Origin of the sequence: Pseudomonas palmensis, from assembly GCF_017848315.1 — a bacterium.
Taxonomy (GTDB): Bacteria; Pseudomonadota; Gammaproteobacteria; order Pseudomonadales; family Pseudomonadaceae; genus Aquipseudomonas; species Aquipseudomonas palmensis.
Genome location: NZ_JAFKEC010000017.1, coordinates 82,554 through 94,256, shown reverse-complemented (window position 1 = coordinate 94,256; position 11,703 = coordinate 82,554). Strand labels below are relative to the sequence as shown.

Annotated in this window: 10 protein-coding genes, 3 tRNA genes and 1 pseudogene; 5 read left to right on the top strand and 9 right to left on the bottom strand. The window is 63.3% G+C overall.

Annotated features, from left to right (window positions below; genetic code table 11):
* On the bottom strand, window positions 1-187 hold a 187-nt coding region (gene tssD, locus JZZ72_RS12170; RefSeq protein WP_210014507.1), incomplete at its 3' end, for a type VI secretion system tube protein TssD.
* Window positions 188-655: 468 nt separating this feature from the next.
* Here tssD and JZZ72_RS12165 point away from each other — a divergent pair.
* Window positions 656-1,036, top strand: coding sequence for a RidA family protein (locus tag JZZ72_RS12165; RefSeq protein WP_043862834.1), 381 nt, complete (start codon window positions 656-658; stop codon window positions 1,034-1,036).
* Between the two features lie 25 nt (window positions 1,037-1,061).
* Here the strand turns inward: JZZ72_RS12165 and JZZ72_RS12160 are convergent, their stop codons facing one another.
* Together JZZ72_RS12160 and JZZ72_RS12155 are read right to left on the bottom strand one after the other, a co-directional pair.
* On the bottom strand, window positions 1,062-2,114 hold the full coding sequence (locus tag JZZ72_RS12160; RefSeq protein ID WP_123752723.1) for a hypothetical protein: 1,053 nt from the start codon (window positions 2,112-2,114) through the stop codon (window positions 1,062-1,064).
* Between the two features lie 16 nt (window positions 2,115-2,130).
* Window positions 2,131-3,267 (bottom strand): hypothetical protein, encoded by a 1,137-nt coding sequence (locus JZZ72_RS12155; protein WP_058541088.1) that lies wholly within the window; start codon window positions 3,265-3,267, stop codon window positions 2,131-2,133.
* Between the two features lie 188 nt (window positions 3,268-3,455).
* Here JZZ72_RS12155 and JZZ72_RS12150 point away from each other — a divergent pair, with 188 nt between their 5' ends.
* Complete coding sequence (locus JZZ72_RS12150) at window positions 3,456-4,577, top strand: carbon-nitrogen hydrolase family protein (protein WP_210014506.1); 1,122 nt, start codon at window positions 3,456-3,458, stop codon at window positions 4,575-4,577.
* Window positions 4,578-4,580: 3 nt separating this feature from the next.
* Complete coding sequence (locus tag JZZ72_RS12145; protein WP_043862838.1) at window positions 4,581-5,621, top strand: AraC family transcriptional regulator; 1,041 nt, start codon at window positions 4,581-4,583, stop codon at window positions 5,619-5,621.
* A gap of 287 nt (window positions 5,622-5,908) precedes the next feature.
* On the opposite strand, the gene JZZ72_RS12140 is transcribed toward JZZ72_RS12145, so the two are convergent.
* Window positions 5,909-6,787: a DUF2242 domain-containing protein gene (locus JZZ72_RS12140; RefSeq protein ID WP_058541085.1), complete on the bottom strand. Its 879-nt coding sequence runs from the start codon at window positions 6,785-6,787 to the stop codon at window positions 5,909-5,911.
* 363 nt (window positions 6,788-7,150) lie between these two features.
* On the opposite strand from JZZ72_RS12140, the pseudogene JZZ72_RS28270 reads away from it, so the two are divergent.
* Window positions 7,151-8,110, top strand: a pseudogene (locus JZZ72_RS28270) (methyl-accepting chemotaxis protein); the annotation flags it as partial.
* A gap of 144 nt (window positions 8,111-8,254) precedes the next feature.
* Complete coding sequence (locus JZZ72_RS28265; protein WP_371920448.1) at window positions 8,255-8,968, top strand: methyl-accepting chemotaxis protein; 714 nt, start codon at window positions 8,255-8,257, stop codon at window positions 8,966-8,968.
* Between the two features lie 158 nt (window positions 8,969-9,126).
* Here the strand turns inward: JZZ72_RS28265 and JZZ72_RS12130 are convergent.
* The 5 genes from JZZ72_RS12130 to JZZ72_RS12110 all read right to left on the bottom strand — a co-directional run bounded on the left by JZZ72_RS12130 (window position 9,127) and on the right by JZZ72_RS12110 (window position 11,691).
* Window positions 9,127-9,203, bottom strand: a tRNA-Asp gene (locus JZZ72_RS12130).
* A 95-nt stretch (window positions 9,204-9,298) separates the two neighbouring features.
* Window positions 9,299-9,375 (bottom strand) — tRNA-Asp (locus tag JZZ72_RS12125).
* Between the two features lie 77 nt (window positions 9,376-9,452).
* Window positions 9,453-9,528: transfer RNA gene (locus JZZ72_RS12120), tRNA-Val, on the bottom strand.
* Between the two features lie 181 nt (window positions 9,529-9,709).
* A complete protein-coding gene (locus JZZ72_RS12115; RefSeq protein WP_167400232.1) occupies window positions 9,710-10,468 on the bottom strand; it encodes an SDR family oxidoreductase in 759 nt (252 codons plus the stop codon).
* A gap of 11 nt (window positions 10,469-10,479) precedes the next feature.
* Window positions 10,480-11,691, bottom strand: a complete 1,212-nt coding sequence (locus tag JZZ72_RS12110; protein ID WP_043862841.1) for an O-succinylhomoserine sulfhydrylase — start codon at window positions 11,689-11,691, stop codon at window positions 10,480-10,482.
* Between the last annotated feature and the right edge of the window lie 12 nt (window positions 11,692-11,703).

Genomic DNA, 11,703 nt, shown 5'->3' with positions numbered 1-11,703 from the left:
GCTGGCCGGTCGGCTGACCGGACTGCGGGTCGCGCGGGATGATCACTTCGTGGTTGAAGCCCTGGACCATGACCTGGTCTTCGTGGCCTTCCTGGTAGGTGTTGCCGACCGAATCGGCGGTGAAGGCACCGGCGGTGATCAGGCCTTGTTTGGTGCCGGTGACGGACATGTAGGCAGGTGTTGCCATGGGGGTTTGCTCCTTGCAAAAAGTGAAGCCGGACAGGCGAAAAATGCCGTGCGGCTGCAAGGAGACAGTTCAAGACCCGTGCCAACTGAAATTTAATTGTTGTTAATCAGTGGCTTGTGTTTTTGCTGTACGTTTTTTGAGCACTTTTACGCGAGAAAACCCGAAAAAGTGCGCAACTTCTTGCGCAGTACTGTGCAAGAAGTTGCGCAGTTGGCTGAAGACCACGTTTATTATGGCCCGCAGCAATGTATGCACAGGGTTATCCACATTTGAGTGCGCAAGAAGTTGCGCAGTTGGGGAAATCGGCCGCGAGCATTTCAAGAGGCAAAACGAGCGTCGACTGACCGATCGATCGTCGCCGACAGGCACCCACTCACTGACGACTGAATGCGCTCGCCATCGCACCTCATGCGCCATGACCCTGTAAACTGTCGGCCAACTTGTCCCCCCCTCAAACGAGAGCTGCCCATGGCCAACCACGACCTCACCTTCGTTCCCGATCTCGATGCCGACTCCATCTCCTCCGACGTTGTCGGTTTCGGCGGCGTGCTGGTCTCCACCCAGATCCCGACCCGGGCAGACGGCAGCCTGGAACTGGGCGACATCACCCTGCAGAGCGAATGCACCCTGCAAGCCCTGAAGGTGGCACTGGAGCGCGCCGGCAGCTCGATGGACAGGGTCATGCACCTGACCATCTACCTCACCGACATGGCCGACCGCGCCGCCTTCAATGCAGTGTACCAGCGCTTTTTCGCCAAACCATGGCCAGTGCGGGCCGCAGTTGGCGTGGCCGCCCTTGCGGTTGAAGGCATGCGCGTGGAAGTGACCGCCATGGCGGCCAAGGGCTGAGACCAGCCGTAGGCGGTCACCTGGCTCAGGACCGCGGCAGGCAGGCCAGCATCTGACGAATACGCTGCTGGGTATAGCCGGCTCGTGCAGCCGCCTCATCGATCGACTGCCGAGTCACCGTCTGCTCGATCAACCCGCCTTTGCGGGAAAATCCGGCCTGGCCAAGCACGACGAAATCGACTGGCTCGCTGATACCGTTGTAGGCACGGATATCGCTGGCGCTGCTGGCTGCTCGCCCTCTCCGGCAGCCGTCCCCTGGTTTGTCCGGGGACGACCGAAAAGGGGGCGTCAGGCCTGACTCGACAGCGCTGCAGCGCTGCCCCACAGGGATAGGGCCGGATGCCTGTGCGGTGATTGCATTGGTGTGCAACAACTGGTGCAGCGCGATTGAGCCTTCGCCAAAAGCCGGCCCGCTTTCGCCCACAAGCGCGAACGTGCCGTGCAGGCCCTTGCCTGCGACCCAGACGATCGATCCCAGCATGCTCGCCTTGGCGGCCACCGCTATGGGCAGTGTCTCGGAGTCCAGAGGTTGCACCTGGCCATCCACCTTGTGGCGCAATGAGGTGGTGGAAACATAGCTCTGCACCGTGGCGCCGCTCACGGTGTCAAGCAGCGGCCCCTTGCGCAGGCGGCCCTTGCCATTTCCGATGAGGTAGCGCCCATTGCCGCAGGATGTTCTGGCCTGCCCTGGCGCAAAGGGCTCGACTTCCATGGCATACACGCAGAACTCGGGCGTGTGCTCGGCAAACCCTTTGAGTTCCGCCTTCAGAAAAGCGTTTCGGCAATCAAGGTCGCATCGATAGGGGACACCTTTGCGCATGATCGAAAGGCCGTTGGCGATATAGGTGAACCCATGATCGCCAACGGTGTAGGCGCCCTTGCCACCATCCGGATTCACTGCCAGCCGCGCACGCACGGCGATCGAGCCATCCTTGAACACTCGCGTCACCAACACTCGGGAATCACCCTTGCTGCTGGTCAGTGTGCCAGGCGTACCGCAATCCTCGGCGCCTGAAGCCATTGACGCGGCGAGCAGAAAGCCCGCAGCAAGCCCGGACAGTACCGTTGCGCCAGACATTCTCGACCCCCCCAGCTCAAGGACCAGCCGCAGGAGCGGCGGAGATACTGATGTAGAAGTCGATGGTGACTTCGCCCTTCTGGCTATCCGTCAGATAGGCCTTCAGCGGTTTCTGGGTCTGCCTGAGCGCCTTGACCTCCACCCAGTAGCTTCTGTTTTCAGTAATCACTCTGATTTCGGCAGCGCCCTGATCGGATGAGTCCTGGGTTGCGTAGGTGATGCGCAGGTCGCCGGAGGAGTTCAGGATCAGAAAGCGCTCCTGCCCGCCTGCCACCATGTCCAGTGTGGATCCGGATGGCAGCCCTTTGATCGAGGGCACTTGCCCCTGAAACGGGTTGCAACCGGGAGCATCACTGTCAAAGCCCGGTGCAGTGGTGTAGATGCGCGCAATCCATTCATTGGCCTCATCGGCCAGCAAGGCCGCCTGGAGCTGCTGCTGGGCATTGAAACGTCCATTGATGGAAATAGGCGCCAGGCCGGCTGACCACGCGTTCTTCGTGCCGTCCGGCGGGGGAACCGGCCGTGACCCGATCGCGTCGGAGATGATCCGGTACGTCACCTCAGGGGCAGGCTGCAATGCAGCCAGGTAGTTATTGAGCGCCGCGACGATTTCGACCAGTTTCTCCTTGTACACCCTGTCGAATGCCTTCGCCCTGGAAATCGCGCCATACAACGAGTAGGCATTGGTAATCGACACGGCTCCAGAGCCAGCCTTCAGCTGGGCGATGCGCCTTATCAGCTCGTTACCCTCCTCCAGGCTGGCCCGCTCGTATATCGACTCGACACACATCACCGCTTGCACGCCACGGTGATAAAGCTGCTCTCTGGTGGGTTTGTACTGCGCAGCGGAAAAACCATAGAGCGATGCACTGCCAGCCGCAAGCGCTGCCACCTGGTGACCGTTGCCTGCAGTGACGGCCTTGTAGCCCCCAAGACCCAGCGCACCTGCCAGCGCCAATGACGATCCCGACTGCCAGTAGGCCAATCCGTTGGTCTTGCCCTGGAGCTCCATGCGGATCTTGCTGGCCAGTTGCGAGCCAGTGGCAGTCTTTGTTTCAGGCGCGATACTCTGCACATAAGGGTTGAACAGCGCACAGGATGCGAGCAGCGCGGCCCCGCCCATGACCAGCAGTCTGACCAGCCGTATCGTCATGATGCCAATCCTTTGGAAGGCTGTAACAACGACGATAGATCCGCCATGGCAAATAGCAAGTGCGCCAGTATTTAAGACGCCTGCAGCAGTCCTATGCTTCGACTCAGGGCCCAGTGCGAGCAGGATATGTTTCACCAACCCCCTGTTTCCAGTACCCTCGACGCAACTGCGGACATACATCTGATTCCATGCGAAAACTTCTGCTTGGCGCCCTGGCGCTTGTTCTGACTGCCATGCTCCTGGGCTATGGCCTGTGGACCGAACAACGCCCGGCCGGCCACTACCTGTCCGACCTTCGTGTTGAAGTGGCGCTGAACCAGGGCGTGCCCGCCGACAAGGGCAATCTGCTGGGCATCGAGCCACTGCTGTATCCGGGCGACTACCAGAACCTGGCCCTGCTGCACCGCAAGCTCGCCGCCTACCTTGAACACGCTCGCACCCAGGGCCTGGTCGGCCCGCGCACGATCGTGGTGCTGCCCGAGCATATCGGCACCTGGCTGTGGGCCCGCGGCGAAAAGAAAGAGCTGTACCAGGTCACCCGCCTGCAGGAGGCCTGGCAATGGCTGGAGCTGAGCAACCCGCTGCGCTACGGGCTGGCGATGTTCAACGCCGAGGGCGACGACCGCCGCGCCGATGCGCACCTGCGCATGAAGGCCACGCAGATGGCAGCCGACTACCAGCAACTGTTCGGCGGCCTGGCCAGGGAGTTCGGCGTGACCCTGGTGGCCGGTTCCATCGTGCTGCCCACGCCGTATGCAGAGCAAGGCATCCTTCACAGTGGCAGCGGCGCGCTGTACAACAACGGCGTGGTGTTCGCCAGCGACGGCAAGGTGATCGGCCAGCCGCAACGCCAGCAATACCCCGACAGTGAAGTGCGCCGCTTCATCCGCAGCGGCGATGCCTATCCGCTGCAAGTATTCGATACACCCGCAGGCCGCCTCGGCGTATTGGTGGGCAGCGACAGCTGGTACCCGACCAACTACCAGCAACTGGCCGCGCAGTCGGCACAACTGATCGCGGTACCCGCCTTCATCAGCGGCCGAGACAGCTGGACCGCCCCCTGGCGCGGCAACCGCCACCAGCCGATGGCCGTGAGCCTGCCGCTCAAGGCCGGCCAGGTCGAGGAAGGCCAGGCCTGGCAGCGCCTGATCGGCCACGGCCAAAGCGCCGATACCGCCCTGCTGAGCGTGTTCCTGCGCGGCCAGTTCTGGGAAATTGCCGGCGACGGCCTGGGCTTCACCAGCCGCGGCGGGCACTACGTCAGTGCCAGCAGTCATCCCGGCGCGCGCCTGCTCAACCTCTGGCTGTAACCGATGAACCGACCACGGGTACGCCTGGGGGATCTGTCGGTGGGGTTCATCCAGAGCCTTGCGCAGGCGCTGCAGCAACTGGGGCATGATCCGGCCCCCCTTCTGCAACGCTACGGGCTTGTGCCTGCACGGCTGGCCGAAGCCGGTGCGCGCCTGTCGATTCCGCGCTACATGCACCTGGGGCATGCCGCCATTGCACTCAGCAACGAACCGGCGCTGGGCTTGCACATGGGCCGCCTGAGCCGCCTGAACCAGGCCGGCCTGGCCGGTGTAGCCGCCGCCCAGGCCCCTACCCTGGGCGAGGCCGCGCGTACGCTGGTGCGTTTCGAGCCGCTGTACGCCGCCAACTACCGTGGCCAGTCCAGCCTCCATGAGGACAATCAGGGCGCCTGGCTGCGCTTCTATTCGATCAGCCCGTACAACGACTACAACCGCTTCGTGGTCGACTCGGTACTGGCCGGCTGGCTGGCACAACTGTCGGGGCTGGTGGGGGTGGCAGTGCAGGCGGAGCGCATGGAGATCGAGTTTTGCGCGCCTGCCTATGCCGACCGTTACCAGGCCCTGTGCAGCAGCCCGGTGCAGTTCGGGGCCACACATAATCAGTTGCGCCTGGACCGCGCCAGCCTGGCGCTGCGCAACCCGGCCCATTGCCCCAGCACCTGGCAGCACCTGTTGCAGCTATGCGAGCAGGAACTGGCGGAGCGCACGCGCATGCGCAGCCTGGCTGAGCGTATCGCCCATCTGCTGGGGCCATTGCTCAACGGCGGACGTGAACCTGACCTGGGTGAAGTGGCGGCGCAGTTGCAACTGCCCACGTGGACCTTACGGCGCAAGCTGGCCGAGGAAGGCACGCAGTTTCGGGCGATTCTGAACGACACGCGCCGCGATCTGGCTGTGACCTACATCCGCGACACGGAGCTGGCCTTTGGCGAAATAGCCTACCTGCTGGGGTTTGCGTCGGCAGAGGCCTTCCAGCGCGCATTCAAGCGCTGGAACGGCGTGACGCCGGGGGACTTTCGCCGCAGCCAGCGGCGGGGCGCATGAGCCCGATCAGAGCTCGGTAGCGTCTTCGGCCGGCTCTGGCGGGTCGAGTTCGAATGCGCGGTATTCCAGCAGTTCTTCTTGATAGTCGTCCATTGCCTGCTCCTTGATTTTCTCGATCATGTCATTGAGTCGTGCTTCACCCTAAAGTGCCCAGGTGAAGAAAAAATGACCGTGACGTGACAGGCTGGCGCAAGGTGGCTCGCCCTTCGCTGGCAAGCCAGCGAAAATTACAAGCGCTCAGCCCATTGAGATAAACGTAGCAGGCAATCGATGATTTATCCGATGCGTCACAGCGGCGCAGGCGCGTCGGGCGTCGGGGCCGCTGGAGGCTGCGCCGGTGCGGCGGCAGGCTCGGTGGGCGGTGCAGTCTGTTCGACCGTGATCGGCGCCGCATCCTGGGGCGGCGCCACAGGCTGCGAGCTCTTGCTGTCGTCGACCAGCGGTGCAGCCGGCGCTTGCGCTGCCGGTACCGCCACCACCGGCGCTGCAACCTCGGCAGGTGCCGCAGGGGCCGGAGCCTGCGCCGGCGCGGCCTCGACGGCCGGAGCGCTTGGCGCAGCAGGCGCAGGTTCGGGCACTCCCAGGTCGAGAGCCGGCTTGGCGGGTTCGGCCTTGGGCTCGACCTTGGCCTTCTTGCTCGGCTTGGGCAGGAAACTCTCGACCAACGCAAAGTAGCGCTCGTAGAACTTGGGCGAGGTCACCGTTTCGCTGGCCACTTTAACCATGGAGTCGTCCGACGAGCCGATCGGCATGGACACCGACCCCAGCACACCCACCCCGAGGCTGGCCGAAGTGTTGGATTTTTTCAGCGCATAACGGTCCTGCAGGGCATTGGCGAACATGGTCGAGCGCTGACCGGAACCGGTATCGTTGGCACAGACCACGTTGAAGCTGATCTGCAGGTGCGAGTCGCCGGTTTGCTGGAAGCTCTTGTTGCCATTGACCTGGCCCGGTTCGCTGGTGGTGATGATGTAGCCCTGGCTGAGCAGCGCGCGCCGGGCAGCCTCGCAGGTACCTGCTTCGCTGACCGGAAAGCTGCGCGAGAAGGTGCCCGAGTCGTCGAAGTTCTCGTGTTCGTAGATGGCGGCTTTCTTCGAGGAACAGCCGGCAACGCCCGCCAGCACAAGGGCCAGCCCGAGCGCAGTGAAGACGGTTGACTTTGACATTGAAAATCCTGCGAAAAACGGTCGGCGCCTATTGTGCATCACATCCGCAGATGACTGAAACCGCAACCGGGCGATCCGGCACTAAATTTCACCTGCACAGCGGCTGGCCTGCACTACACAGCCGTCCTGAACCATTGGTCGCGATTTTTTTCGCTCACTATTTAACCAGCTTTCCCACGTCATACCGGGAAATGTCTGACTCCCCGCTACACCTTGAGCCCATCGATACTGGCCCGGCATACGACAGAAAATGGCAATACGCCACTACGTCAGCCACTGACCATCGACCCAGGAGCATTCAAGGTGAAAAACATATCGGTGAAAGTGAAGCTGGCCCTCGGTTTCGCGAGTATCGTGCTGCTGATGGCGCTCCTCGCCGTGATCGGCATTCGCAGCCTCAACACCCTGACCACCCGTGCCGATCGGCTGGTGTCGGTCAATCACGTGCTCGACCACACCAATGACATTCGCGCCGCGCGCCTGTCGTATGAACACCACGGCGATGAAAACCTTGCGGCGCAATTGAACACCTCTTACAGCACCCTGGTGGCGCTGATCGAGGAGAACCTCCAGCGCCTGGACGACGCAGTGTCCAGGCAGCAGTTGCAACACGTGCTGGAAAACATGCAGGGCTACATGCAGCAGTTTCGCCAGCTGCAAACCGCCCAGCAGGACATAGGCCGCATCCAGGCCGGTTCCGAGCGCCTGGGCAGCAGCCTGCAGAACGATGTACGTACACTGACCCAGGCGCTGTACCAGGACGACGCCAGTAACGTCCGTCGCGACCTTGCCACCCTCAACGACGCCCTGAGCGACCTGCGCCAGAACAGCCTGGCCATGATGCGCGAGGGCAGCACCAAACGCCTGGACACGGTGCGTGAGGCCCACACGCGCGCCAATGACAGCGTGAAGCGCCTGGGCAGCCGTCACCCGCAACTGGGTAGATTGCCCTCCGACCTGGACCAGTACATGCAACTGGCCGAGCGCTTTGCCCGCGATGTCGAGCAGCAGGCCCGCAGCCGTACGGTGCTGGTGAGCAATATCGAAACCAGCCTGGAAGCGATCAATACGCTGATCGCACGCCAGAATCAGCTCAGCGTCGACGAATCCAGCCACAGCCGTGCATTGATGCTCGGGCTGCTGGTTGGCGCCATGCTGCTGGGCGGTGCGATCGGCTGGGTGATCATCCGCCAGATCACCCAGCCGTTGCAGCAGGCCGTAGTGATCGCGCGTCGTATCGGTGCCGGCGACCTGAGGGATAACAGCAGCGAGCTGCGCCGTGACGAGTTTGGCCAGTTGCTCCAAGCCCTCTCCCAAAGCGGCGACAACCTGCGCGGTGTGCTGGGCCAGGTGGGCACCGTTACCGCTCAGTTGTCAGCGGCGGCCGAGCAGCTCTCGGCCATCACCGAACAGACCCGTGCCGGCGTCGACAGCCAGAAACTGGAGACCGACCAGGTCGCCACGGCCATGAGCGAAATGGTAGCCACGGTGCAGGAAGTGGCGCGCAATGCCGAGCAGGCCAGTACCGCCACCCGCCAGGCCAACAGCCAGGCCAGCCAGGGCAATCTGGTGGTACAGCGCGCACTGACCCAGATCGACCAGTTGGCCGACGACATCGGCACCTCCGCCGACGCCGTCGGCAGGTTGTCCGAAGAGAGCGAACGCATCGGCAGTGTGATGACGGTGATCAATGCCATCGCCGAGCAGACCAACCTGCTGGCGCTCAACGCCGCCATTGAGGCGGCACGTGCCGGCGAGGCCGGGCGTGGCTTCGCCGTGGTGGCCGATGAGGTGCGCGGGCTGGCCCAACGCACCCAGCAGTCCACCGCAGAGATCGAGACATTGATCGGGTCATTGCAGCAGGGTGCGCAGAGGGCTGCAGAACGCATGCACACCAGCCAGGGCATGGTCGGTACGACAGTCGGGCTGGCCAATGAGGCAGGCGTGGAGCTGCAGGCCATCACACACACGGTCACGCACATCCAGGCCATGAACGTGCAGATCGCGACCGCCGCCGAACAGCAGAGCGCGGTAGCCGAAGAGATCGGTCGCAGCGTGATCAGTGTGCGTGATGTGGCCGAACAGACGTCCACCGCCTCGGCGCACACTGCCACCTCGGCGGCAGAGCTGGCGCGCCTGGGCACTGAGCTGCAAGGGCTGCTTTCGCGCTTCAAGGTCTGAGGGGCATATTCTTTCGCCAGCAAGGCCGGCACCTGCAGGCAGTACGTCGCCAGCAGGTGCCAGCCTTGGCGGCCAGGCTTTTCTGCAGGCACAAAAAAAGCGACCTTAAGGTCGCTTTTTTTGTTGCTTCGAGGAGTTCAAGGGCCTCGAGGCGGATATGGCGCAGCGGACGGGACTCGAACCCGCGACCCCCGGCGTGACAGGCCGGTATTCTAACCGACTGAACTACCGCTGCGTATCGCACAGGCTTTCACCTGTTTGAAACTGGGATCTGGCCTGAAGCCTTGGCTTCGGACCTCAAACCGGTTGTTGAACCGATCTGGAGAAAAGTGGCGCAGCGGACGGGACTCGAACCCGCGACCCCCGGCGTGACAGGCCGGTATTCTAACCGACTGAACTACCGCTGCGCATAGTGGACTTGCGTCCTGTTCCTCTCTGGTAACACCGTCTTTCGAAAGTGTCGGGCCAGGAACATCTCAGAAAGTGGTGGGTGATGACGGGATCGAACCGCCGACCCTCTGCTTGTAAGGCAGATGCTCTCCCGGCTGAGCTAATCACCCGTGTGCTTCGCTGAGGTGGTGAAATTTACGCAGGTATCGAACCTAAGTCAATACCAGTGTTGAAGTTTTTTTCACTTTCGTAAAAAAACAGCTGCAGGCTTCAAGCAACAAGCTGCAAGTAAAAGCAGAATCAAAAGCCGATTGCACAGGTTCTTGCAGCGTGTCGCGTGAAGCCTGCCGCTTACGTGTAAATCATCTTCTTGGTCATGCCACCGTCCACCACGAACTCCTGGCCGGTGACAAAACCCGCGTTGCGCGACAACAGCCATGCCACCATCGCCGCCACATCTTCCACGGTCCCTACCCTGCCCGCCGGGTGCTGCGCATGGTCGGCCTCGCTCAAGGGCTCGGCACGGCGCAGCGAAGGGTCCCGCGCATCGATCCAGCCAGGGCTGACAGCGTTGACGCGGATCTCCGGGCCCAGGCTCATGGCCAGTGCGTGGGTCAGGGCCAGCAGCCCGCCCTTGCTCGCAGCATAGGCCTCGGTATCGGGTTCGGACTGTGCCGCACGGGTGGACACCAGGTTGACGATGGCGCCGCAATGCGCGCGCAGGTAAGGCGCACAGTGCTTGGCCAGCAGCATCGGGCCACCCAGGTTGACCGCCAGCACGCGGTTCCAGTGGTTCAGGCTGAGGCTTTCGAGGGTGGTATTGTGCGGGTCGGCAATCGCCGCGTTGCACACCAGCGCATCCAGGCGTCCGAACTGCCCCAGCACCTCGGCCACGCCCACCGTCACCTGGGCCTCGTCGGCCACGTCCATGCCGACGAACCAGGCGTTGTCACCGAGCACCTTGGCCACCTTCGCGCCACGGGCCCGATCCAGGTCGGTGAGCACCACTTGCCAGCCCTCGCTGATCAGCCAGGCCGCGATGCCCAGGCCGATCCCGCGTGCAGCGCCGGTTACCAGCGCCACACGCCCGTTGTGGCTGCTCTCGCTCACCGACCAGTCGATCACAGCGCCGCCAGACCGCGCGCCAGGTCGGCCTGCAGGTCGCCCACGTCTTCCAGGCCCACGGCAACCCTGATCAGGCTGTCGCGAATCCCGGCGGCCTCACGCTCCTGCGGCGCCAGACGGCCGTGGGAGGTGGTGGCCGGGTGGGTGATGGTGGTCTTGCTGTCACCCAGGTTGGCGGTGATCGAAATCAGCCGCGTTGCGTCGATGAAGCGCCATGCGCCCTCCTTGCCACCCTTGACCTCGAAGCTCACCACCGCACCGAAGCCGCGCATCTGGCGCTTGGCCAGCTCGTGCTGCGGGTGGCTTGGCAGGCCGGCGTAATGCACCTTCTCGACACCGTCCTGCTGCTCCAGCCACTCGGCCAGGGCCTGGGCATTGGCGCAGTGGGCGCGCATGCGCAGGTTCAGCGTTTCCAGGCCCTTGAGGAACACCCAGGCGTTGAACGGGCTCAGCGTCGGCCCCGCAGTACGCAGAAAGCCCACTACTTCCTTCATGTGCTCGTTGCGCCCGGCGACCACGCCGCCCATGCAGCGGCCCTGGCCGTCGATGAACTTGGTCGCCGAATGCATGACGATGTCCGCGCCCAGCTTCAATGGCTGTTGCAGGGCCGGAGTGCTGAAGCAATTGTCCACCACCAGCAGCGCGCCCCGGGCATGGGCGATCTCGGCCAGCGCGCCGATGTCCACCAGCTCGGCCAGCGGATTGGACGGCGACTCGACGAACAGCAGCCTGGTATTGGGCTTGATCGCCTGTTCCCAGCCAGCCAGGTTGGCCAGCGGCACGTAGTCGACCTGCACGCCGAAGCGCTTGAAGTACTTCTCGAACAGGCTGATGGTCGAACCGAACACGCTCTGCGAGACCAGCACGTGGTCGCCAGCGCTGCACAAGGCCATCACCAGCGACAGGATCGCGGACATGCCTGTGGAGGTGGCGACCGCCTGCTCGGCGCCTTCCAGGGCGGCGATGCGCTCCTCGAAGGCCCTTACGGTCGGGTTGGTGTAGCGCGAATAGACGTTGCCTGGAACCTCGCCGGCGAACCGCGCAGCGGCATCGGCCGCCGTACGGAACACGTAGCTGGAAGTGAAGAACAGCGGGTCGCTGTGCTCACCTTCCGGCGTGCGATGCTGGCCGGCGCGTACCGCCAGCGTATCGAAAGCGACCCCGTCGAGGTCGCTGTCCAGGCGCCCGGCATCCCATTGCTGTGTCATGCCGTTGCTCCC